The organism is Limosilactobacillus sp. WILCCON 0051, from assembly GCF_039955095.1.
GTDB lineage: Bacteria > Bacillota > Bacilli > Lactobacillales > Lactobacillaceae > Limosilactobacillus > Limosilactobacillus allomucosae.
The window spans coordinates 1,781,477-1,803,812 of record NZ_CP154878.1 but is presented as its reverse complement, the minus strand read 5'-3'; the positions used below and the strand labels follow the sequence as shown (position 1 = coordinate 1,803,812).

At 45.8% G+C, this 22,336-nt stretch carries 19 protein-coding genes and 4 tRNA genes; 17 read left to right on the top strand and 6 right to left on the bottom strand.

Translation table 11 applies throughout. The features are described from left to right. The first annotated feature begins 27 nt into the window (after positions 1 to 27). The 5 genes from ABC765_RS08310 to ABC765_RS08290 all read left to right on the top strand — a co-directional run bounded on the left by ABC765_RS08310 (position 28) and on the right by ABC765_RS08290 (position 5,790). Positions 28 to 528, top strand: a complete 501-nt coding sequence (locus ABC765_RS08310) for a universal stress protein (protein WP_006500121.1) — start codon at positions 28 to 30, stop codon at positions 526 to 528. A gap of 438 nt (positions 529 to 966) precedes the next feature. Next, on the top strand, positions 967 to 1,524 hold the full coding sequence (locus tag ABC765_RS08305; protein WP_347980000.1) for a transposase: 558 nt from the start codon (positions 967 to 969) through the stop codon (positions 1,522 to 1,524). Next, positions 1,524 to 2,420 carry an IS3 family transposase gene (locus ABC765_RS08300; protein WP_347953351.1) on the top strand — a complete coding sequence of 299 codons (897 nt, stop codon included), beginning with the start codon at positions 1,524 to 1,526 and terminating at the stop codon, positions 2,418 to 2,420. Before ABC765_RS08305 ends, ABC765_RS08300 begins: the two co-directional genes overlap by 1 nt. Positions 2,421 to 2,972: 552 nt before the next feature. Then, positions 2,973 to 4,358 carry a L,D-transpeptidase family protein gene (locus tag ABC765_RS08295; RefSeq protein WP_347980185.1) on the top strand — a complete coding sequence of 462 codons (1,386 nt, stop codon included), beginning with the start codon at positions 2,973 to 2,975 and terminating at the stop codon, positions 4,356 to 4,358. 229 nt (positions 4,359 to 4,587) lie between these two features. Continuing rightward, entirely contained in the window at positions 4,588 to 5,790 is a 1,203-nt protein-coding gene (locus ABC765_RS08290; protein ID WP_347980184.1) for a glycoside hydrolase family 73 protein, read from the top strand. A 96-nt stretch (positions 5,791 to 5,886) separates the two neighbouring features. On the opposite strand, the gene ABC765_RS08285 is transcribed toward ABC765_RS08290, so the two are convergent. Beyond that, positions 5,887 to 6,519 (bottom strand): deoxynucleoside kinase, encoded by a 633-nt coding sequence (locus tag ABC765_RS08285; protein ID WP_347980183.1) that lies wholly within the window; start codon positions 6,517 to 6,519, stop codon positions 5,887 to 5,889. Between the two features lie 210 nt (positions 6,520 to 6,729). Between ABC765_RS08285 and ABC765_RS08280 the strand changes: the two genes are divergently transcribed. From ABC765_RS08280 to ABC765_RS08240, 9 genes are all read left to right on the top strand, one after another. After that, positions 6,730 to 7,338 (top strand): hypothetical protein, encoded by a 609-nt coding sequence (locus ABC765_RS08280; RefSeq protein WP_347980182.1) that lies wholly within the window; start codon positions 6,730 to 6,732, stop codon positions 7,336 to 7,338. Positions 7,339 to 7,442: 104 nt separating this feature from the next. Beyond that, entirely contained in the window at positions 7,443 to 8,450 is a 1,008-nt protein-coding gene (gene rbsR, locus ABC765_RS08275; protein WP_278768910.1) for a ribose utilization transcriptional repressor RbsR, read from the top strand. A 118-nt stretch (positions 8,451 to 8,568) separates the two neighbouring features. Further along, on the top strand, positions 8,569 to 9,489 hold the full coding sequence (gene rbsK / locus ABC765_RS08270) for a ribokinase (protein WP_033934494.1): 921 nt from the start codon (positions 8,569 to 8,571) through the stop codon (positions 9,487 to 9,489). Positions 9,490 to 9,594: 105 nt separating this feature from the next. Continuing rightward, positions 9,595 to 11,130, top strand: a complete 1,536-nt coding sequence (gene gtfA / locus ABC765_RS08265) for an accessory Sec system glycosyltransferase GtfA (RefSeq protein ID WP_347980181.1) — start codon at positions 9,595 to 9,597, stop codon at positions 11,128 to 11,130. Then, positions 11,127 to 12,455 carry an accessory Sec system glycosylation chaperone GtfB gene (gene gtfB, locus ABC765_RS08260; protein WP_347980180.1) on the top strand — a complete coding sequence of 443 codons (1,329 nt, stop codon included), beginning with the start codon at positions 11,127 to 11,129 and terminating at the stop codon, positions 12,453 to 12,455. Before gtfA ends, gtfB begins: the two co-directional genes overlap by 4 nt. A 23-nt stretch (positions 12,456 to 12,478) precedes the next feature. After that, on the top strand, positions 12,479 to 13,159 hold the full coding sequence (locus tag ABC765_RS08255) for a type II CAAX endopeptidase family protein (RefSeq protein WP_347980179.1): 681 nt from the start codon (positions 12,479 to 12,481) through the stop codon (positions 13,157 to 13,159). Between the two features lie 1,063 nt (positions 13,160 to 14,222). Next, positions 14,223 to 15,395 carry an MFS transporter gene (locus ABC765_RS08250; RefSeq protein WP_347980178.1) on the top strand — a complete coding sequence of 391 codons (1,173 nt, stop codon included), beginning with the start codon at positions 14,223 to 14,225 and terminating at the stop codon, positions 15,393 to 15,395. A 421-nt stretch (positions 15,396 to 15,816) separates the two neighbouring features. After that, positions 15,817 to 17,133 (top strand): MFS transporter, encoded by a 1,317-nt coding sequence (locus tag ABC765_RS08245; RefSeq protein WP_347953619.1) that lies wholly within the window; start codon positions 15,817 to 15,819, stop codon positions 17,131 to 17,133. A 431-nt stretch (positions 17,134 to 17,564) separates the two neighbouring features. Beyond that, positions 17,565 to 18,176: a hypothetical protein gene (locus ABC765_RS08240; RefSeq protein ID WP_347980177.1), complete on the top strand. Its 612-nt coding sequence runs from the start codon at positions 17,565 to 17,567 to the stop codon at positions 18,174 to 18,176. A gap of 227 nt (positions 18,177 to 18,403) precedes the next feature. Here the strand turns inward: ABC765_RS08240 and ABC765_RS08235 are convergent, their stop codons facing one another. Then, on the bottom strand, positions 18,404 to 18,925 hold the full coding sequence (locus tag ABC765_RS08235; RefSeq protein WP_347980176.1) for a TetR-like C-terminal domain-containing protein: 522 nt from the start codon (positions 18,923 to 18,925) through the stop codon (positions 18,404 to 18,406). A 115-nt stretch (positions 18,926 to 19,040) separates the two neighbouring features. Between ABC765_RS08235 and ABC765_RS08230 the strand changes: the two genes are divergently transcribed. From ABC765_RS08230 to ABC765_RS08220, 3 genes are all read left to right on the top strand, one after another. Beyond that, positions 19,041 to 19,430 carry a hypothetical protein gene (locus tag ABC765_RS08230; protein WP_347980175.1) on the top strand — a complete coding sequence of 130 codons (390 nt, stop codon included), beginning with the start codon at positions 19,041 to 19,043 and terminating at the stop codon, positions 19,428 to 19,430. A gap of 50 nt (positions 19,431 to 19,480) precedes the next feature. Further along, positions 19,481 to 20,581 carry a hypothetical protein gene (locus ABC765_RS08225; protein WP_347980174.1) on the top strand — a complete coding sequence of 367 codons (1,101 nt, stop codon included), beginning with the start codon at positions 19,481 to 19,483 and terminating at the stop codon, positions 20,579 to 20,581. A 108-nt stretch (positions 20,582 to 20,689) separates the two neighbouring features. After that, positions 20,690 to 21,445 carry an NADPH-dependent oxidoreductase gene (locus tag ABC765_RS08220; protein WP_347980173.1) on the top strand — a complete coding sequence of 252 codons (756 nt, stop codon included), beginning with the start codon at positions 20,690 to 20,692 and terminating at the stop codon, positions 21,443 to 21,445. A 430-nt stretch (positions 21,446 to 21,875) separates the two neighbouring features. On the opposite strand, the gene ABC765_RS08215 is transcribed toward ABC765_RS08220, so the two are convergent. The 4 genes from ABC765_RS08215 to ABC765_RS08200 form a co-directional block, all read right to left on the bottom strand. Beyond that, a tRNA-Leu gene (locus ABC765_RS08215) sits at positions 21,876 to 21,959 on the bottom strand. 34 nt (positions 21,960 to 21,993) lie between these two features. Next, positions 21,994 to 22,077: transfer RNA gene (locus ABC765_RS08210), tRNA-Leu, on the bottom strand. A 34-nt stretch (positions 22,078 to 22,111) separates the two neighbouring features. Continuing rightward, positions 22,112 to 22,195, bottom strand: a tRNA-Leu gene (locus tag ABC765_RS08205). Positions 22,196 to 22,229: 34 nt separating this feature from the next. Beyond that, positions 22,230 to 22,313: transfer RNA gene (locus ABC765_RS08200), tRNA-Leu, on the bottom strand. Positions 22,314 to 22,336 lie beyond the last annotated feature (23 nt).

The following is a 22,336-nucleotide window of genomic DNA, read 5'->3' as shown; positions in this document are numbered from 1 at the left end:
TAAGGTTGTTTTCTGGAGGTGGCAATAATGAGTGAATACAAGAACTTGTTAGTTGGTGTTGATGGCTCCGAACAATCCAAGATGGCGGTTCAAAAAGCTATCGACATTGCTAAGCGCAATAACGCCAAGCTGCATCTGTTGAGCATCGTCAACGGTGAACGCTATCCAAACACGAGCACGGTTGGCTATGGATTCGTTGATCGTGACATCTACAAGAAAGCTACGGATGAAATGACCAAGGAACTGGCCGAGATGAAGAAGAAGGCCGAAGCTGCCGGGGTCAGCGATGTCGTAACTGATGTCAAGATCGGCAACGCCAAGATGGAACTGACGGAAGGATATGCAAAAGAACATGATGTTGACTTGATCTTGGTTGGGGCCACGGGTCTGAACATGATTGGTCGGATGATCGTTGGTTCTACGGCTGCTTACGTAATTCGTCAAGCCGACTGTGACGTCATGGTTATTAAGACCGATGAAAACAATAAGAAACTCAACGTTAAAATGGAAAGCTATCCAGAAATCTAATAGCTGACCATTTGAAAGCTGATCTTTCAAAATATCTAGGATCTGGCAGCTGATCTGCCAGGTCCTTTTTTATTTATATGATTAAACTGAACTATTCCAGGCTGCGATAAGGTTCTCAGTAACTGCGGCTTTCTTAGTGAACAAGTGCCAGGGTGTTTGCTCACAAGCCATTGACTATAGCCGCTGGTGTTTAATGAAATATCAATGCTGTTTAGCGTTTGCAGTTAAGAGTGCGTTGCTCAAGCTGCGGGCCGCCAGTTATGTCAGCAATAGCAGTACGTATATGCAAAAAATCTTGCATATTGGCTGCCGAAAAAAGACCATTACCTACTTTTTCTAAAAATCGATGTATAAGTAGGTAAAAATCAGTGTATATTGAGTTAGTGAAGTGGACTACAATTACCGGACAAAGAGTTTAGTAATTGCAGGTGATATTTTATGAATATATACAGTCCAGAGTTAAAAAGCAAAATCGTTCATGAATACCTTGAACGCAAAAATGATATCAGTATTAGCGAATTAAGCAGGCAATATGACATTGATCCTCGTCGGGTTGGCGAGTGGATCCGCAACTATCGGCTTCGAGGAAAGATCATTACCCAACCCAACAAACGAAAATTCAGTCAGAAGTTCAAAGAAGATGTGGTAGACTACTATCAAACTCATGAGGAAACCTTGGAACAAGTTGCCGCAAGATTTGATGTACGTCCTACTCAGGTCAGCTCCTGGAAAAACACGGCTCAAAGATACGGCAACGAAGCCTTGGCATCTCAGAAAGAGAAGGCAGCGAAAACCATGGAGCATAAGCAAAAAGAAACACAACAACTGACGAAGGAAGATCGTAATAAGCATGAAATGGCGGCTGAAATCGCCCGCTTAAGAGCCGAACTTGATAAAACCAAGAAGGAGCTCTACTACGCCAGAATGGATCGTGACATCGCAAAAAAAGTCCAAGCTCTGGTCAAGGCCTCAGCGTCAAAGCCAAAACGAAAATAGTGACCGAGATCAGAGCATATCAAAAAACACTTCCCAAAGAGCGGCGTTATAAGATTGGCGATCTGTTAGCACGAATCGATCTGAAGCGCTCATCTTATTACGATGAATGCGAACGTATGAAAAATCCATATGATAAATACGTCAACGTCAAAAAACTAATAATGGAAATCGCCCAAAGCTACGTTGTCCGCGATCGCTATACCGCTGGCTATCGGCGCATTCAGAAGAAACTGGATCAGCGTAACGCTCATTTAGCTGGCGAAACCATCCGTAAACTAATGGCTCAGTTGAAGGTTCAAGTCGCAATCTATAATCAGAATCGCAACGGCAAGTATTCCTCATATCGCGGAACCGTTGGAAAAACCGCCAAGAACCTGCTTAAGCAAAAGTTTGATGAAACCCAGCCTTATAAAGTCATTCACACCGATATCACGCAGACCCAACTGGCTAATCAACAAAAAGTTTATATTTCAGTAATGGTTGATGAGGGCACCAAAGAAGTACTGGCCTGTCAGATCAGCGACCATCCAAATCGTAAACTAATCACTGATACGCTTGATGAATTATTGCAAAACCTGCCTGATAATGCCCGGCCGATCATTCATTCTGACCAAGGGTGGCATTACCAGCTGCCTTACTATACCCAAAAACTAGCCGATCATCACTTTACCCAAAGCATGTCGCGGAAGGCTAACTGCCTCGATAACGCGCCAGTAGAAAGCTTCTTCCATCTTCTAAAGACTGAACTGCTCAATGGCCGTCCCCTTGTTCGTGACATCGAGGAATTCAAGCGCCTGGTAAACGGCTATATTATGTTCTTCAACAATATTCGTATCTCTTTAAAAACAGACGGTCTGAGTCCAGTTGAATATCGCAATCAACAGTTGGCCGCTTAATTTTAAAAGTTTGTCCGGATTTTCTCTTGCACTTCATAGGACACCCTAACATTACCTACTATTGGCTGAAAACACCATAATAGTAGGTAATTCACAAAGTCGGTCTGGCCCAATCAGCTGCTAAATATACAAGTTTACCTACAATTCGAGAAAAAACTCTTTAAAGTAGGTAAAGTTGAGCCGGCCGAATATACATTACCTACTCTTGGCAAAAAAACAGCGGAAAGTAGGTAAATTTCGCAGTCACGGTCAGGCAAAACCTAATTTCTCTCACAAAGTCGAAATATCTTAAAGGCCATGATCAAATAATCTTCGGTGACTGTGTAGTGAATGCTGATGGGATTAATGAATCCGATCGCATCAAAACGCTATTTAGGCAACTGTAAAAATCAACAGACGACTGCTGATTGATGGCATCCAGACGTTTTCGACTACTAGGGTTGCCACTGTTTATCAATGAATGATTTGCTGGCTGAAATTATAATATCTTTCAATTTGGGAATGTTATATAATTGGCGTTGCACAAGGTTAAGGGTAAGGGAGTTGAGGAATATGAACTCGCGCACGAAAATGTCTTTAGGCATTATCGCAACGCTGCTGGTCATCGTGATTGGCGTGATGACCTGGCATCAAAGAACTCATTTTAATAAGAATACAACCATTAATGGCGTGGCCGTTGGGGGCTTGACCGCACAGCAGGCCTATGACAAGGTAGCAAAGACCAGGCTGACCAACGAGGTAAAACTGGATGGCAAGGTGATCTACAAAGGCCAAGCCAGCAGTGCCGGCTTTACTAAGAATGATCTGAGCAAATTCCAAACGGCTCTCAAAAAACAAGTCACGTTCTTTCCTTCCAGCAAGGCCAAGAACATCAAGGTTGTCCCAAGTTATGTCGATAAGACGCGCATTGCAGCGATGCGGGCAGCTTTAAAGGCCAATATCGAAAAAGAAAATGCTGGTCGCAAGGCGCCGGTTGATGCTAAAGCAGTTTTGGCAAATGGCAAGGTTACGATCAAGCCAGCCCAAAAAGGCAATCGTTACGATACCGAAGCGCTTTTAAAAGACTTTGACCAAAATGCAACCAACGTTAAGATCGTGCTGCATAAGCAATACCAACACCCGCTGGCAGCCAGCAGCAAAACGGTTAAGCAGGAAGCCGTCAAGTTAAAGGCGCTGCTTAATCAAAAGCTGACGTATCAAGTCGAAAACAAAACCTACACTTTAACGACCAATGACATCATTACCAAAGCCACGTATCTGAATCATCAATACCAATTTGATACCACGGCTCTAGACAAGCTGGTTAAAAAGGTCAACAAGAATCAGTCGACTCTGGACAAAAGCTTTACGTTTACCACGCACAGCGGCAAGCAGATCAAGACGGCAACTGGCGGTTCATACGGCTGGCGGCTTAGTGAAACCAAGGCCGCGGCTACTTTAACCAAAGCCTTGATCAACCACCAGACCAGCGTCAATGCCAAAAACGACGTCTATGGTGTTGGCTATAATACTGGCGGCATTGGCTACGGCACGACATCAAACCATGGTATCGGCAATACCTATGCAGAAGTCTCAATTTCTGATCAGCACGTTTGGTTCTATAAAGACGGCAAATGCGTTTTTGATGCCAGCGTGGTTACTGGTAAACATAGCAGTGGCGATGATACGCCTAAGGGAGTCTGGTACATTATGTATAAGCAGCGAAACACTACTTTGCGCGGTACCAGCGACAACGGTTCAGCCTATGCCTCGCCAGTCAGCTACTGGGCACCGTTTACCGATAGCGGCTGTGGATTCCATGATGCCAGCTGGCGAACGGACTGGTCAAGCACGGCTTATCTGAACAACGGCTCAAATGGCTGTGTCAATATGCATACCAGTGACGCGGGAACGGCTTACGATTCATTAACTCAATATGAACCGGTAATCGTTTATTAATCTTGATGATGCCATGTCCAATTAAAATAACGGACAAATTGATCTTTAAGAGTTAATCTAATTTAAAAACCGCGCTGTCTCAAGCTTTTTCTGGGCCTAAGACAGTGCGGTTGTTTTATTTTGCTAATTAGTTTCAGCCTGGCTCAAGAAATTGGGGCAGGTTTTTTAGTGCCAATCAGCGTTTTTTGACATATGGAATATCAGGAGCAAAAGAAAGGATGATTTCACTATGATCAAAAAACAAATCTGGCTGACTAGTCTGGCAACGATGACGATGGTTTTGCAGCTGATGGCACCGGCTTTGGCAGCCCAGACAACAGTAGACAATGAGTCGAATGGGACTGATTTTAAGGTGCAGCTGCCGGCGGTCATTGATTCTTCAAATGATGGCGGCATGGGGGATGACTTTAAAAACAACTGGCTGACAAAATGTCAAACTGCCTATCAGCAAGGATTACAAGATGCCATGGCCGCTAAGCCGCAGCTGCCGCCAGATCAAGAACCAATTAAAACGGCTTATTGTCAAGGCTTTAAAGATGGCAGACAGCTGGCCTTGGAGCACGCTGATTGGCTAAAGCGCGTGCAGGAATCGCAGCAAAATGCCATACCGGTCTTGAATGATCAGACAGTTGCGGACTACAGTGCCGATAACAATGAATCAGCAGGCAATGAACAACAGGCAGCCGATCAAGACAGTGCTCAGCTGCCATCTGATCAAGCGGCCAGTGAAGTGCCAAGCACAAATCAGCATTACGCGCCGCTTTGTCCGACCAGGGATCAGGCTCGGTTTATCGCGCATCTGGGGCCAATCGCGCAAAAAGTTGGTCAAAAGCATGATCTTTATGCTTCGGTTCTGATTGCCCAGGCCGCTCTGGAAAGCAATTGGGGAACCAGCGAGTTAAGCCGAGTTCATCATAATCTATTCGGCATCAAGGGAACCTGGCATGGTCATGGTGTTTCAATGATGACACAGGAATGTCTCGGTGGTAAGCCAGCCATCGTTGCCGGAACCTTTAAGAGCTATACCGATGAAAAAGCTTCGTTAAGCGATTATGCTGCCGTGTTGGATCAGCCGATGTATGCCGGGGCTCATCGCAGCAGTGCACCTACCTATCGATCGGCAACCAGTTTTTTAAAGGGGCGCTATGCTACGGATCCTAACTATGACCAAAAACTGAATCAACTGATTGAAGCCTATCAGCTGACGCATTTTGATCGTCCAGTCAGCCAAGCAGCCAATTCATCGCTTAGTCGGCCAAGAACGGGTCAACGCCATCAGCAGCATCAAACGGCTGCCTTGGTTGAATCAACGAAGCCTACGCCCAAAAAGCAGCCGCAAAAAGCCGTTCGTCAGCATACCTGGCTGCCGTTTGCCAGTGGGATTGGCAGCGTCGGCATTTTAGAGGTGCTGCGGCGAATGTATCTAAAATAAAAACCACCGCGTAGTCAGTCGACTCAAGCGATGGTTTTATTCTGCTGGCTGATCGGTAATGCCGAGTCAATCAGCGGTTTAAATGCAGCGATTGATTTAGCGAATCTGGGCCAGCCGCTCATCAATCATCCCCAGAACCGTAGCAGCGTTTTGCGGATCTTCCAGGTCGTATTTATCAAGATCGATCTTCATCTTAGGACTGGCATCGTATTCTTGATACCAGTCTTGATAGGCACTCCACATTTTGTAGTAGTAGTCCTTGAGCTCAGGATTGTTGTCGATCTGTTCATAGTCGCGTCCCCGTTTTTTGATTCGGTAGAGAATGGTCTCAAAAGAAGTTTCTGAATAGACCATCAAATCAGGCGCTTTTTTAGGCAGCTTGTTCAAATCGCTCATCATGTTGTCAAGCAGCTTTAGGTAAACGTCCAATTCCGTATCAGAGATGTTGCCTTCCGCGTTGTTTTCCTTGGTAAACAGCGCGTCTTCATAGATTGAGCGATCCAGCACGTTGTTGTCATCGCTTAATGCCTGCTTGATCATGGAAAAGCGCTTGTTTAAAAAGTAGATCTGCAACAGGAAGCCATACTGTTTTGGATCCTTGTAGTAAAGCGGCAATACCGGATTTTCGCCCACCGGTTCAAAAAAGGCTTTCGTGTGTAGATGATCGGCAATCTTAGCCGTAAGCGTTGTTTTGCCGACCCCAATCATTCCTGCTGTAATAATCACCATGTTGGCCCCTCTTTACATAAAAATTCAACTTGACCATCTTACTACAAAATATAGTGTCTGCCCATAAAATAAATCCATATTTTGTGGGCAGCTGACAGTCAAGGAGGGTCAACAAGGCATCATCTGGGCAATTGAGCGCATCAAAAAAATTTGCCGTTTACATTTGAAACAGGCAAAATAAAAACAGCAACTTTTGAAGGGACGTTAAAAATGATTGAACATATGAATGAGCCACAGATTCGCGAGCAATTGACAATCAGCCAGCAGCAGGGAACCTTAGTCGAGGTATATAACTTTGCCGATGACGATACCTTTAACGTTGGGTTCGTGATTGCCATGGATCCGCTGTTCGTTTTACTGATGACCTTGGATTGGGACTGCAAGATCAATGGCTTGACGCTGGTTCGCATCAAAAGCATTCATGCCGTTAGAAGCCAGACCGACTATTTAACGACTTGTTCTTATAAAAGCAAGGTAGCTCAAGAATATGGCTATTTTGATGTTTTTGGTCTGCAGCGTTTTTTGCGTGAGCACGATTTTAGGCATGTCAACTTGCTGAACACGCTTTTGAAAGATTCCATTGACCATGAGCTGCCGGTGGTGATTGGCACGCAAAAATACAAGGGCCGCGATGACTTTGAAGGAATGGTGCATGAATTGACGCATATCGGCTTGACGCTGCATTATTATAACGAGCATGATCTTTCGTCGCTTTGGACCTATGATATTTTACTGGCCCAGATTGACTATCTGCGGGTGCGTGGTTTTCAGGCCATGCAGACCAAGGCGATTATGGAAGGCATTTTTCACCAAAATTAAAAAAATTATTGGCTTATTACAATTATTTAAAGGTCAGCTGGTAAATATGTGGTAAACTTGTCCGTAAATAGGTTTACTAATGAAACAAGAGGAAAGCACACATTATGAAACACAAAGTAACAATTCGCGATCTGGCAAAGGCTGCTGGGGTTTCGGTCACGACGGTATCGCAGATTTTAAACGGCAAGGGGCAGCGCTTCAGCCAAGCCACACAGCAGCGAGTCTTAGAACTGCGCGATCAGATGAATTATGTTCCTGATTTTAACGCGCGCAATCTGATCATGCGCTCTTCTAAAACGATTGGCGTCTTGGTACCTAATATCGGCAATCCGTTTTTCAGTACGTTTATTCGCGGTGTGCAGGAAGCAGCTCGTCAAGCCGAGTTTATGCCGCTGATTTTTAGTGCCAACCATGAGGAAAAACTGGAACGCTACTATCTTGGCCGCTTGATTGAACGAGCCGTTGATGGCTTGATCATTGCCAGTTCTTCGATTACGACCGACACGATTGAACAGCTGTTAAAGCCAAACGATATTCCGTATCTGTTGTTCGACCAAAACGAGGCCAATGGCGGGGACCGACTTTTGATTGATGACTATCAAGGCGGCTATCTGGCAGCTGAGCATCTGGCTGGTCTGGGACATCAGCATGTGGTCAGCATCATGCCGGAAAACATGACCGACAACTTGAATCACCGGCTGCGGGGCTTGATTGACGGCCTGCGTAAGCACCATGTTGATTTTAACGATCAGACCGACGTGATTTATGGCGAGCTGACCAAGCACGGCGGCTATTCGTGTACTAAGGGCGTGTTGGCGCAGCATCCGACGGCAGTCTTTGCGGCCAACGATGAAATGGCGATCGGGCTTTACCGCGGCTTGGCCGAAAATGGCGTCAGCGTGCCAGACGATATTTCGGTAGTGGGGTTTGACGACATTGACCTGGCTGAATACGTCACGCCAAAACTAACAACGATTCAACAGCCAATCCGCGAAATCGGCGAACAGGCTACCAAGATGCTGTTTAATCGGATTCAAAACCCAGATACGGCCATTCAGACTTCCTACTTCGGCGTTAAGCTGGTTGTCAGAGATAGTACCAAGCAGGCATAGACTTGTTTGCACGTAAGCTGATATGCTAAAATAGTGTAGTTAAGAAATACTGATTTAATCACACATAAAAGCATTTACTAATTTGCTGATTGCATCAAAACGCAAAGGAGACTTTGAAATGACGAATAAAGTTACGGTCGTTGGTAGTCTGAACGTTGATACGACGCTGCGAATCAAGCGGATGCCATTGCCTGGCGAAACGCTGTCATCCGAAAGCAAGAGCAGTGCCGCTGGTGGCAAGGGGGCCAATCAGGCAGTTGCTGCGGCGCGTGCTGGTGCAGATACCAAGTTTGTTGGCCGGGTTGGCAATGATCAAGCAGGTCAGTTTATGATTGACTCATTAAGCGAAAATCATATCGACACGCGCTACATTACTAAAGATGAGCATGCCGGAACTGGCTCGGCCACGATTCTGCTCGATGACAATGGTCAAAACAGTATTTTGGTTTATGGCGGGGCCAACCAGTGCGTTTCCCCAGCTGATGTTGATAATGCTCAGGCTGCCATTGCAAACGCCGATTTTGTGATCGCGCAGTTTGAAACGCCACAGGAAACAACTCTGGAGGCATTTAAACTGGCTAAGCAGCATGGCGTTAAGACGATTTTGAATCCGGCACCAGCGGCCAAGATCGACCCTGAAATCTTGAAGGTTACGGATCTGATCATTCCAAACGAAACCGAATGTGCCACGCTGACCAACGTTATCATTGCAGACGAGACTTCAATGCTTGAAGCTGCTGGTCACTTTGCACAGATGGGGGTCAAGAACCTGATCATTACAGTCGGGAGCAAGGGTGCTTTCTACTGCACGCAAAACGGCTATGACTTTGTGCCAGCCTTTAAGGTACACGCAGTTGATACTACGGCAGCCGGTGATACGTTTATTGGTGCCTTGAGTTCTCAGTTAAAGCCCGACATGAGCAACATCAAAGAAGCATTGATCTTTGCTCAGCGGGCCAGCTCAATTACGGTTCAGCGGATGGGAGCTTTGCCATCAATCCCAACGCTGGCAGAAATTGAAGCTGCCAGTCAAAACTAGTCAAAAATCAGACTTTTTGGCGTTACCGATGATAAAAAGCGAGATCAACGTCTTTGATGACTTGATCTCGTTTTTATTAAGCGTTTGGAAAAGAAGGTCTTAAAAATGACAGTCTATAATGTAAATCTGGGGATTGGCTGGGCCAGCAGCGGGGTTGAATACGCACAGGCCTACCGATCCAAAGTGTTTTCTCGCCTGCAGATTCCGACAAAGTTTATTTTTTCCGATTTGATTTTGGCTAATAACATTGCAGAATTGACGCGCAATCTTGGTTTTCATGATCAAGACATAATCTGGCTCTATAATTTTTTTACCGACGTCAAGATCGCGCCCACGACTTATCCGCTAAGCGAGTTTAAACGCGCGCAGCATTTTGCGGAGCGCAATGTTGAAGCTACCGTGCAGAATTTCGCGGATGGCAAGCAGGTAGTCCACTACTGGCTGCCTGATGAAAATCTAAGAATCAATGTCCGTATCTATGATCTGGCAACGCAGGCCATTGACTACGCCGAATACGTGGTTGACTCCCAGATGGTGCGGCGGGAATTTTATTCATACATAAGATACGTAACCGAATACCTCAGCGCAGGCAATCATGTCTATGCCCGCGACTTTTATAATGAGGATGGCTCGATTGCCTATCATCAATATGTTAATGGCACCAACGAGGTCTTTGAGCTGAAAGACCAGATTTTTTATTCTAAAACGGCTCTGTATGCTGAAATGATTCGCCGTTTAAAGCTTACTGCCCAGGATCTGGTTATCTTGGATCGTGAAGACGGGCGAGGACTGGTCAGCGGCCAGCTGTGGTACCAGATGCATTCGCCGGCAAGACTTGGCGTTGTAGTGCATGCCGAGCATTATGATGAGCACTATACCAATCAGACGAACATTTTATGGAACAACTATTACGAGTACCAGTTTACGCATGCCGATCAGACCGACTGTTTTATCGTCTCAACACCGGCGCAAAAACGCGTCCTGGCTGCACAGATGAAAAAATATCAGCATCAGGCACCGCAAATTGCCGCGATTCCGGTGGGCAGCCTGACGAAACTGATGTCGATGCCATACGAGAAACGACGTCGGCATTCGTTGATCACGGCTTCTCGCCTGGCCAGCGAAAAGCACGTTGACTGGCTGATCAAGGCTGTCGTGCAGGCTAAACGAGCAATTCAAGACGTTTCTTTGGATATTTATGGTCAAGGAGCACAGTACCGCAGTCTGCAGCGCTTGATTGATGAGCTGCAGGCCAATGAATACGTTCATTTGAAAGGACAGCAGAATCTAACCGCGATCTATCAGCACTATGCTGGCTATATTGCGGCTTCAACCAGCGAGGGATTTGGCTTGAGTTTGATGGAAGCCGTGGGATCGGGTCTGCCGATGATTGGCTTTGACGTTCCATATGGCAATCAGACGTTTATTGATCCAAATCAAAACGGCTATCGGCTGCCATATCAAGCAGATTGGTCAGAGGAACGCAAGGTAAGGGAACTGGCGAACGCGATTGTCAGCCTCTTTAGCGATGATCAGCGGGCGGCTGGTTTTAGTCAGCACTCTTATGAACTGGCCCAGCCATATCTGGATGAAAAGATTGCTCAAAAATGGCGAGTACTGGTAAACGAGGTGGCAAAATGATAAATCTGTTTGATAAATGGGATCAGGCTGCGCGCGACTTCAGACTGGCTCAGCTGATTGCACAATTAAAGCTTCCCACGGTGGTAATTCATGATGATGGCTTTTTGCCGCGCAACGTTCAATCGCCGCTGCAGTACTATTGTCCGCGTTCAGACAAAGGCCAGCCGCTTTATTTTGATCAGATTCCGGTGCCGCGTTTTTGGCGAATCGTTGGCAGCAGCAAGGGCGCGCAGATTTATGATCTGAATCATAAACGCGCGGACGTTGTTTTTACCAAAAACGACAACACGCGGCAGGTCAAGCAGGTGCGCTGGCTAAATGAGAGCGGTCAGCTGCAGTGGGTCGATGAGTATGATCGCTTTGGCCGTTTGTTTGCTAAAACCAGCTGGGCAGATAATCGGGCCTGGCTTAAGCAGTTTTTTGATGAGCAGGGCCAGGTAGTAATCGAATCGCACCTGGATAATGGCAGCCTGTTTTTGAATACTCGTCAGGAATGCCGTCATTTTAAGAGTCTGCCGGATTTTGTCAGTAATTATCTGCAAAAGAGCGGCCTGAATCTGGATCGGATTTTTTATAATACGCTAAGCACCAGTTTTCTGACGACGTTAAAGCTGCCTAACTCAGGTCATGATACGCTGTTTTGGCATGAACCGGTGCAAAATAAACTACCGGGCAATCTTGACTACATCTACCAAAATGAAACGCGGACGCGGCATGTGATTGTCCAGGACTATCGCGTCTGGCAGAATCGCCAAAAGCTTTTTAAAACCAATCAGCATGTGGCGACCGACTATTTAGGCATCGTCTATCCGCATCCACGGGGGAATTCGCTGCGACCCGCGATTCTGATCTTAACCAATTCAGATCAGATCGTGCAGCTGGAAAATCTGGTAAAGATCTTGCCGCAGTTTGAGTTTCACATTGCAGCTATAACTGAGATGTCCGATCGCTTAATGGGGATGCAAAAGTATGAAAATGTCTATCTATATCCAGTCGTTAAGATGGATAAGGCCCGCGATCTGATGAGAAAATGCGATATTTATCTAGATATCAACCAAGGTGATGAGATCTTGGATGCCGTGCGGGCGGCGTTTGAAAACAACATGCTGATTCTGGGATTTAATGAGACAATGCATGAGCCGCGCCTGATTGCGGATGAAAATCGCTATGCCGCGGCTGAATTTGATAAAATGGCTATTAAGATCGTCCAGGCAGTCTCGCAGGCCGCTGAAATGCAGCGCTTGATCGACACGCAGCGCCAGCAAGCCGGTGATGAGCCGGTTGCCCGTTTTCAAGCTGGGATCGAGGCCCTGATCAACGATTGAAAAACCAATAAGGAAGTGACAGCATGCCGACTGACAGACGACCAAGCTTTCCCCGCGCTCTACTGATTTTTTCGGCGTTTTGCGTTTTGATTCTGATGCCGCCAGAAGCCGCGCGCAACATTACCGAGCATCCCCGACTGACGATTCTTTGGGTGATTTTGTATCTAGGATTTTTCGGACTGATTATTGTTTGGGGACAAAGACTGTATCGTCGCTATGATCATTTTAATCATCGCTCGCAAAGTTTTTTTGCCCATGCCAAAACGATTCTTGGCGGCTATTTGGCAATTGTAGCTGGCGAGATCGTTTTGGGTAATCTAAACCGGCTGATCTATCATCAAGTGCAGACGGCCAATAATCAAGCCATCATTGACACCATGAGCGGCAGTCCGATCGTCAGCGTCCTGGTCTGTTTTTCAGCCGTGTGCTTGACGCCATTTGCTGAAGAACTGATTTTTCGCGGTCTGTTTATGAATCTGTTTTTTAACGCTCGCGATTTTTGGCTGCCGATTCTGCTGTCGGGGCTGGTTTTTACGCTGGTCCATGCCAGCAGCAACATTATCAGTTATCTGATCTATTTTTATATGGGCTGCGTGCTGGCTTATGTTTACCGTTCGACGGGTAATCTGACCAATTCAATCGGGATTCATCTAATCAATAATCTAGTGTCCATCCTTTTGATTCTGCCAGCGGTGATCAAATAGCAGCTTGATTATGATCGGCAGCTAAAATAATTTTTATCGAATCCTTGCAACCGCTTACAGAATGTGGTATATTATAGGCGTGGAAGGATAAGAGATATATTCAGCGAAGCGCGTGATGCGGTTTCGACTGAAGCTGGTGGCTGAAGTCATCGAGTAGGCCTAGAAGCAGCGTAAGAGTGACCAGAAGCATCGGATTGTAATTGTGTGGTTACCAGCGTGCACCAGTACTAAATAAAAATAATGCAGCTTTGCGGAAGATTGAATCAAAAATGTGTTTAAGTTAAGTATGAAAATTGTATGCTTGGCGCAAAGTAGCAGATTCCTTCCCAAAGTGGCTCGTCTCAATTAAGAGGCGGGCCTTTTTGGTTGGAGTTAAATATCAGTTATTTTAGCAAGTTGCTGGGACTGATGCGCAAATGAGCCAACCGCAATGCCGGTGAAAAATGGTCGGCTGATCTTTAGTGGAGATTGCGGAACCATCGCTGCGGCAAAACACTCAACAGTGATCATTATTCATAAAAATCTGTATAAAATATTTGAAAAAAACTCATTACCTACTTTTAGCAAAAAAGCGCTGCATAGTAGGTAAAAGTTTGTGTATATCTAGTTAGGGATCCCTAACATTACCTATAATTGGCCGAAAATCCAATAATAGTAGGTAATTCACAAGGTCGGTCTAACCCAATCAACCCATAAATATACATTTTTACCTACGATTCAGAAAAAAGCTGGCGGAAGTAGGTAAAATTCGGTCAATTGAATATACAGTTACCTACTGCTTATTAAAATTCAAAAAATAGTAGGTAAACTTGCATCTTCCAGCGAACTCAACTTAATTTTTTTCACAAGATCCGCCAGCAACGCGATAGACCCAGCATCATGCGAACCTTAGCAATCAACGAAGAATAGCGGCTGCATTCAAAGCCTTGATTTTGTTAAAGTCCTCCTGATGCAAAATATAGTTGGCTTTTTTGAAAACAGTTCTTGAAAATCATTATGAAAACAAGTAAACTAGCCATTGCTGTGTTTTTTCGAGAATACCGAAGTCGGTGAAGGGAGTCCAATGACTAAATATCGCTTGCAATCGCTGCTGTTTGTCTTTGTTGCATTTATGCTGGGCTGTAATGAATATATGATTGTCGGGGTCTTGCCCGATATTGCAAAAGAATTTCATGCCTCGCTTTCATCACTTGGCTATACCGTTACTTTGTTTGCACTGATTTATGCCATCTCGACACCAATCGTTACGACTTTAGCGAGCCGCTTTAATCGTTACCATGTGCTCTTGGTCTTAATGCTGATCTTTTTTATCGGCAATACCTGGACGGCGCTGGCAACGGGATTCTGGTCATTGATGGGTTCGAGAGTGCTTACGGCGACAGTGGCAGGGGCTATTATCTCGTTAGTACTGGTCATGGCCAACTATATTGCACCGCGCGACAAACGGGCCAGCCTGGTCTCGTGGGTATTTGCTGGTTTTAGCATTGCTTCGATCATCGGGGTGCCGATTGGAACAACGATCAGTACGACTTTTTCGTGGCATGACAGTTTTTGGATGATTACCTGGCTGACGATTCTGACCTTTGTTATGCTGGCTTGGCTGGCCCCCCGCGATACGCCACAGGTTCGAGGCAGTCTGCGCTCACAGTTCAGTCTGTTTCGCGATTCGCGGGTTTTGATGGGAGTCGCGTTTATCGTCTTGGTATGTGCTGCTGACTATACTTTTTACACCTACGTACGACCGCTGCTTACCAATATGATGGGCTTTGATAATACCTGGCTCAACTGGCTTTTGTTTGGTATGGGCATCTTCTTTATGTTTGGCAACAAGTTTGGCGGCTACTTGGCTGATCATCGCGGAATCCAGTCACTGCCTAAGATCTATGTTTTAATGACGCTTTGTCTGGCAGGGCTGGCACCAAGTTTTCAGTATCGCTGGCTGGGCGTGGCTCTGATTGCCATGCTTTGCGTGATGGTGGCCTGTTATGGATCGTCAACGCAGCTGATGTTTTTAGACATTGCCGAAAAAGACTATCCACAGTCGCTTGATCTGGCATCTTCTCTAAATTCGATCTTTGCCAATATCGGCATCTCGCTGGGATCGTTTACGGCTGCCGAAACGGTGCATTATCTGTCTTTAGGAAGCGTTGGCTACGTGGCTGCTGTCTATGGCTTGCTGACGGTACTGGTGATTACTGGTTTGAGTCGGCGCTATCGCAATGCGTATCCATATTGAAGTTGAATATGAAGGCCGGCATGAGAAATCAGTCGGCTTTTTGTTTTATCGAAATTAAAATTAAAATCCTCACATTATTTTTTAATTTTATAATTGACATCTAATAAAACACGTGGTAAATTTAGAACATCAAAACAGAGGAGGCAGAAAATGATGTTTGCTGAAAAGACCAGTCAATTGTCCAATATTATTATTATTCGCATTATTAGCTAGGTGATGCGGATCTTTTGACGTGTTCGCATCACCGCCCTCGATGATGCGAACGGTTCAGCAAATGGTTGTCTGCCAGCAGCTGACTGTTCATGAAACAGTCGGCTGCTTTTTATTTAGGGGTGATTTTTATGGAAAGCGACATTAGCGACATTAAGAAGCCAAGCTGCAGAAATACGATCTTACAAATTAAAAACACAGGAGGATGGCTATGGAAAACGCAACAGAACGAATGACGGTGAATAATGAGAAACTGGAACGCGACCCGGTTAAAACGGTAATTTTGGCATCTATGATGGGGACAGCCATTGAATTTTTTGATTTTTATGCATACGGGACGGCTTCGGCAGCCTATTTCCCTAAGGTATTCTTTCCACAGATGACGCCATTATTGGCCACGCTGCTGAGTCTCTTGACGTTTGGGGTTGCCTTTGTCGCGCGTCCGGTTGGTTCATTTGTCTTTGGTCATTTCGGTGATCGCTTAGGCCGGAAAAAGACGCTGGTCGTATCGCTTTTGGTAATGGGGGTTGCCACGGTGGCGATCGGCTTTATTCCTGGCTATCAAAGCATCGGGGTCGGCGGTGCCTTGCTGCTGTGCCTTTGCCGCTTTGTTCAAGGGATCGGCCTGGGCGGTGAATGGTCCGGTGCCGTTTTGGTTGCTACGGAAAACGCGCCGGCTGACAAACGGGCACTTTATGGAGCTTTCCCTGAAGTCGGAGCACCAATCGGCTTTTTCATCTGCAATGGTTTGTTCTATGTCTTGGAAAAGGTTCTGACGCCAGCCCAGATGATGAGCTTTGGCTGGCGGGTGCCTTTCTGGGCCTCATCAGTTCTGGTCGTAATCGGTCTCTACGTTCGGCGCCGTCTGCAGGAAACGCCGCTGTTTAAGCTGGCCCAGGAACGCGACAACACGACGCGCTCGCCTTTAAAAGTAGTCTTTAAGGAAAACTGGCGCGAGATCTTAAAAGGTACGTTCTTGATGGGTGCTACCTACGCAATGTTCTTTACGCTGACGACTTGGTCACTTTCATTTGCCACGACGGCACTGGGCTTTAGTCATTCTGAGTTCTTGCTGCTGTTGATGGCAGCCATCGTTGAATTTGCCGTTTTGATCATGGCGACTTCGGTTCTGGCGGACAAGGTCGGACGCAAGAAGGTTTTGATGACGGCTTCGGTCGCATTGGTCGTCTTCTCATTGGTCTTCCCATACTTCTTGGAAGGTCAGCACAACATGGTCGGCATGCTGCTGTTCTTAGGCCTGGGCTTTGTAGTAATGGGCACGCTGTATGGCCCGGTTGGCGCGGTTTTGCCAGAGCTTTTCCCAACTAAGGTTCGCTATTCCGGCGCCGGCATCACCTACAATCTGGCTGCTGTGGTTGGGGCAGCCGTAGCTCCAACAATCACGACTTGGCTGATTGCTGCGTTTGGCCTGCACTACGCTGGGATGTACATGTTCGGTTTGGCAGTAGTTTCGGTAGTTGCCTGGGTATTGACGCCAGAAACCAAGAATGTCGATTACACGAAATAATGCTTTAATTATGACTAGCCGGAAATCCCGTGACTTTAGTAATGGGATGGATAGGCCTACTATGATAGAATACTTGTAGATAGTAGTTGACTTAGTAACTGTATCACTAAGAACCAAAGTGAACGATTACAGCATTATAAGGCTAACTATCTAACAACTATTGAGATATATCGTCCCTATGGCAACCTGGGGACGTAAAAGGCATTGGTAATTAGACGATCACTGCTCAAGCAACTGCGGCTGTTTGAGTAAATCATCCGTATCTATGCAAATTGTGGTTCGGATACTCAATACTGGGGTGTTTGCCCACAAGCCATCGACTTTAGCCGATGGTGGTTGACTGAAGTCTGCAATGAAAAATGCATCGTCGAAAGTGACGGTGCATTTTTATGTTAAGCTAAAAGAATCAAATCTAGTTAAGGAAGAATTTCATGAACAACTGGCAGACATTTTATTCGGCAAGCGAGCAGGCCATTATTTTAGCAAAGCATCAGCGCGGGATCGATTTCCCGACAGAACTGTACCAACGGGCGCTCAAGGCTGGCAAATCAATTCCTCACTATCAGCGCATCAAGGCTTGTCAACAGGCGCAGCTGCCGCTTTTGACTGAAGACATTCAAAATCTGACGGCTGTGATCAATCACCAGCCGCTTTTAAATCCGGCGTCTGGTTCAGCTAAGCAGCGTCAGCGTACTAAATCTAAAAAACAGCAGTCAGTGAATACAAGACCGCATGAAAAAAATCGGTCAAAAATGCGCGCCAAGTCAAAAAAACAGCGGTCAGCGACTGATAATGCCAAGCCAGATGCCAAAACCAGCGCTAAAAAGCAGCTGCAGACCATGCTGAAGCGCTACGACGGTCTGGTGGCCAGCGCGGAGGAAATCGGCGTAATGCAGTTTGAAAAGCACCGCCGCTATCGAAATCGCGCTTTTGAGGTGTTTAATGATCCGGATGCAACGATGGCAGCGATGCATCGTCAGGCAAATTATCTGGAAGGACAGATTCAGCGTTTAGAAGAACGCATGCAGCGGCGAATGTTTTAGCAATACCAGTGTCTAGTCAACTTAAAAACAAACTCAATTAAAAAGGCATGCGACCGATTTTAGATCGGAGCATGCCTTTTATTATGAACTGATCAGCACATCGCTTGGGCTGGAACGTAAATGACCAGCTAGATCAAAATACTGATTTGCTGGTTATCTTTATGGCGGCGGGAAAGTCAATGATTCTTTTCAAAATGGAAGAACTAAAGGCTGGTTGATGCTAGAGACTAGTCTTGATTTAAAACAGCCGGATTTTTATATTCGGCTTGGATGATTTTCAGCATCGTTGCAGGGCTTTCGCGACAATCGTTATTCAGCCATTTTTTGATCACGGCAGTAATGCCAGCCCGAAAGAACTCACTGTGATAATCGATGAACTGATTATTATAGAGCTTAGCCGCCAGTTCTTGATCATAATGAACGATCTGGTAGTCAATATCAAAGCCAAGCTTAAAGTAGGTCTTATAAAAAGTCTGATTGGCTTGGATGCTTTGAAACAGCCGCAGATAGTTTTCTTGTGAAGCCCCGCGCTGGTCATCAAACAAACTAGAGTATTCAGCTATCATGCGTTCACGAACTTTATCTTTAAGGTCGTAAATATCCAGATAATTGGCGTAAAAAGTCGTGCGGTTGACCTTAGCCAGCTTACAGATCTGAGTAACCGTGATTCGCTCCACGGGCTGGTCTTGGGCCAGTTTTAAAAAGACGTCTTCAATTTTAAGCTGTGATGGTTTTTTAGCTGGTTTCATATCTTCGCTCCATTAAGTCAACAAATCGCCTTTGATTGATGACTGTTTTTTTCATTTATCCATATTATATTAAAAATCACAGATATCAGTTAAGAATTTAAAGGAGAAGGATAATATGAAAAAAGATACACTTTGGGAAATTATGATTGGTACGGTTGGCGGTCTGGTTTTTGCGATTGGCATGTGCATGTGTCTGATTCCGGAATGGCAGCTGTTTCGCACTGGGATCATCGTATCAGTAGTTGGCTTTTTGATTCTGCTGCTGATGATTCCAATCTATCGGCGCACGCATCCGCGCAAGCAGGTCAAGATTGACTGGAGCATTACGCTGATCTGGCTGATTGGCGTTGCCGGGGCACTGCTGATGGGATATGGTATGAGCAAGACCATGCGGGGAAGCGTCAGTACAGAGGAGATGATCATTGGTCTGGTTTGCGGTTGTATCGGGCTGCTGATCTGCGTGCTGGATTATCCAGTCTACCTTTACGTCAGCAAGAAGCAGTAAATTTTGGTAAACGTGTAATCAAGGACCTGACAGCGAAAGGATGGTTGACGATGAGAATTAAAAATCCACAAGTAACGCTGGCTGATGAGGCAAGAAATGGCGTTGTCGAAAACGTTCGCAGCGGTTTTTTGGACTGGCTCTTTAGATTTCATGTCACGGGTGATGATGGTGAACTGTATTCACTGGGCGGCTCAATCCTGTCTTTGGCACAAGAAAAAATAGATCTGGTTTCAATTGAATGGACAAAGGGGAAAGGGACTATCAAACAGCTGCCAGGCTCGATCTATCAGTTGGCGCGTTTTCCCCAGCCAGGTCTGATTAAAATGATTAAAAATCCGCAGGGAACCTTGAAGATTGAACAAACAGCCCACAGTGTCCAGGTTGCCTGTGGGGATGAGTTTAAAGTTGAATGCTTTGATGATCATACCTGGCATTTTATGATCAACACTCAAGATGGACAATATCGAGCTGACCTATATCATCGACCGTATGGATATCCTTTATGGTATGGTCGCAAACAGCCTTCTTATCTAACACAGCATTCTATTACCTATGGCTATAACTGGGCAGGTGACAGTGAGGGAGATATCTGGATCAAGGGTCGCAAAATACACGTCAAGGGCACTGGGCAGCGAGAACGCTATGTCGCCGTTGACTCGTCAGCAGCCGAGCTTGGCGGATGGGAAGACTGGGGATTCGTAACGTTTGATGAGATGCATACGTCCTTTTATGACATGCGATTGGGGAAAAAGGATCTTTCCGTTTATGATCTGAAGACGCAGCGACACTATCCAGAAGGTCAGTTAACGATTGAACATGGTAACTGGGCTTTTATGCGCGAACTGGACGGCTTTGTTCCAATTGACTATCGAATCAGCATGGAGGTTGAAGATGGCGTTTTGATGATTAATGCCAAAGTCTGCAATGCAACGACATGGGGCGTCACTTTTAAAAATCCTGACAATCCCGTTGGAACGCTGATTTTTGACCAGATTACCGGTGTCTTTTATCCCAATGATGGCAAACCGCGCAAGCTATCAAATGGTCGCGGTGTCCTATCCATTCGTCAGTGGCATCAATATCCTAATATTTTACCGCGTGAACTCTATGTTGACGAAGAACGAGGCGGCGAAAAGTTTGCGACGCTTTAACTTTCGATTAAAGGCAAGCTTGAGCGAGCAAACAAAAATTGCTACTTGAATGATGAACGATTCGGCGTTAAAGTATAGAAAATTTCTTACAAAAAGGAAGTCGAAAGCATGCTTCATAACTTTACTATCGATCATCAATTAAATCACCGCACGATTCGCAAGTTTAAGGATCAGCCGCTGACTGATGAGCAGCTGAAAACCCTGCTGGAAGTTGCACGCCAGACTTCCAGCAGCGAGTTTTTGCAGCAGATGACGATCATTCGGGTAACCGATCCGCAAAAACGGGCCGCGATTCGTGCTGTCAGTACCCAGCCATATGTTGGGGCGGAAGGCGAATTACTGATGTTTATCACCGATCTGCATCGTAATGAGCTGATCCGGCATCATCAAGGAAATCTTGACGATCGGCGTATTGAAAAGACCGAGATGTTTCTACAAGCCTATGAAGATACCGTCCTAGCCGTGCAAAACGTTTTGAATGCCGCGGAAAGCATGGGGTTGGGCGGTGTGATTCTAGGGTCGATTCAAAACGAGCCTGCTAAGATCATCAAGACGCTGAATCTGCCTAAGCATACTTTTCCAACCTTGGGGCTGCAGCTGGGCGTACCGGATCAAAAACCGCAGCTAAAGCCTCGACTGCCATTGGACAAGATCGTTTTTGAAAATGAGTATCAAGATATTGATCCAGCCAGCTTAAAAGACTATGACCAAATCGTAAATACCTATTATGATCTGCGGGATGCCAATCGACGCATCGATACGTTTACTGATCAGGTCAATGGTCCCAAGCTCAATGGCACGCCTCAGGTTCGCGATCAAATTGCTCAAGCCCTCCACGATCAAAAACTGTGCCTGGATTTATAAAATATCCTGGCTTCGTTGAAAATAACGAGTGAATTCGCTATGATCAAACTATAAGGTGGTGGTCAAATGCCTGAATGGTTTGAAAAGACAATGCGGATTATCGTTTTAGGAATCTTTGTTTTTGGCATTATCTGGTTTGGCTACCTGATTTTACTGAAAGTCAGTGGTCAATGACCAGCACGCTTAAAAAGCGACCGGCAGCAGTGCCGATCGCTTTTTTAATGCCATTTTATAATAGCTGACAAAAGGCTGGCTATGGTAGGCATGTTGATGGCTGAAAATTGAATTGGCTAATGATCTGGTTTGATGATGGTCGCGAGCCTAGTGTCAATATTGGAAAAAACTGATTTATAGATGAAATTTGATGGTGGGACGTCAAAATAATCAAGCAAATAAAAAAACAGCCGTATCACAACGACTGCTTGAATAATGCCCCAGACAGGATTCGAACCTGTACATGGTCACCCATACAACGACCTGAACGTTGCGCGTCTGCCAGTTCCGCCACTGGGGCATTTGAAATGTTAAGTTAAGGCTATAAAAGCCAATGCCCCAGACAGGATTCGAACCTGTACATGGTCACCCATACAACGACCTGAACGTTGCGCGTCTGCCAGTTCCGCCACTGGGGCATTTGAAATGTTGAGTTAAGGCTATAAAAGCCAATGCCCCAGACAGGATTCGAACCTGTACATGGTCACCCATACAACGACCTGAACGTTGCGCGTCTGCCAGTTCCGCCACTGGGGCATTTGAAATGTTAAGTTAAGGTTATAAAAGCCAATGCCCCAGACAGGATTCGAACCTGTACATGGTTACCCATACAACGACCTGAACGTTGCGCGTCTGCCAGTTCCGCCACTGGGGCATCTCAATTTTAATTGATTATCT

Excerpts from the sequence above, each read along its gene's own strand:
- ABC765_RS08310 (WP_006500121.1), top strand. The coding sequence starts at position 28 with ATGAGTGAATACAAGAACTTGTTAGTTGGTGTTGATGGCTCCGAACAA.
- ABC765_RS08305 (WP_347980000.1), top strand. The coding sequence starts at position 967 with ATGAATATATACAGTCCAGAGTTAAAAAGCAAAATCGTTCATGAATAC.
- ABC765_RS08295 (WP_347980185.1), top strand. The coding sequence starts at position 2,973 with ATGAACTCGCGCACGAAAATGTCTTTAGGCATTATCGCAACGCTGCTG.
- ABC765_RS08290 (WP_347980184.1), top strand. The coding sequence starts at position 4,588 with ATGATCAAAAAACAAATCTGGCTGACTAGTCTGGCAACGATGACGATG.
- ABC765_RS08285 (WP_347980183.1), bottom strand. The coding sequence starts at position 6,519 with ATGGTGATTATTACAGCAGGAATGATTGGGGTCGGCAAAACAACGCTT.
- ABC765_RS08280 (WP_347980182.1), top strand. The coding sequence starts at position 6,730 with ATGATTGAACATATGAATGAGCCACAGATTCGCGAGCAATTGACAATC.
- rbsR (WP_278768910.1), top strand. The coding sequence starts at position 7,443 with ATGAAACACAAAGTAACAATTCGCGATCTGGCAAAGGCTGCTGGGGTT.
- rbsK (WP_033934494.1), top strand. The coding sequence starts at position 8,569 with ATGACGAATAAAGTTACGGTCGTTGGTAGTCTGAACGTTGATACGACG.
- gtfA (WP_347980181.1), top strand. The coding sequence starts at position 9,595 with ATGACAGTCTATAATGTAAATCTGGGGATTGGCTGGGCCAGCAGCGGG.
- gtfB (WP_347980180.1), top strand. The coding sequence starts at position 11,127 with ATGATAAATCTGTTTGATAAATGGGATCAGGCTGCGCGCGACTTCAGA.
- ABC765_RS08255 (WP_347980179.1), top strand. The coding sequence starts at position 12,479 with ATGCCGACTGACAGACGACCAAGCTTTCCCCGCGCTCTACTGATTTTT.
- ABC765_RS08250 (WP_347980178.1), top strand. The coding sequence starts at position 14,223 with ATGACTAAATATCGCTTGCAATCGCTGCTGTTTGTCTTTGTTGCATTT.
- ABC765_RS08245 (WP_347953619.1), top strand. The coding sequence starts at position 15,817 with ATGGAAAACGCAACAGAACGAATGACGGTGAATAATGAGAAACTGGAA.
- ABC765_RS08240 (WP_347980177.1), top strand. The coding sequence starts at position 17,565 with ATGAACAACTGGCAGACATTTTATTCGGCAAGCGAGCAGGCCATTATT.
- ABC765_RS08235 (WP_347980176.1), bottom strand. The coding sequence starts at position 18,925 with ATGAAACCAGCTAAAAAACCATCACAGCTTAAAATTGAAGACGTCTTT.
- ABC765_RS08230 (WP_347980175.1), top strand. The coding sequence starts at position 19,041 with ATGAAAAAAGATACACTTTGGGAAATTATGATTGGTACGGTTGGCGGT.
- ABC765_RS08225 (WP_347980174.1), top strand. The coding sequence starts at position 19,481 with ATGAGAATTAAAAATCCACAAGTAACGCTGGCTGATGAGGCAAGAAAT.
- ABC765_RS08220 (WP_347980173.1), top strand. The coding sequence starts at position 20,690 with ATGCTTCATAACTTTACTATCGATCATCAATTAAATCACCGCACGATT.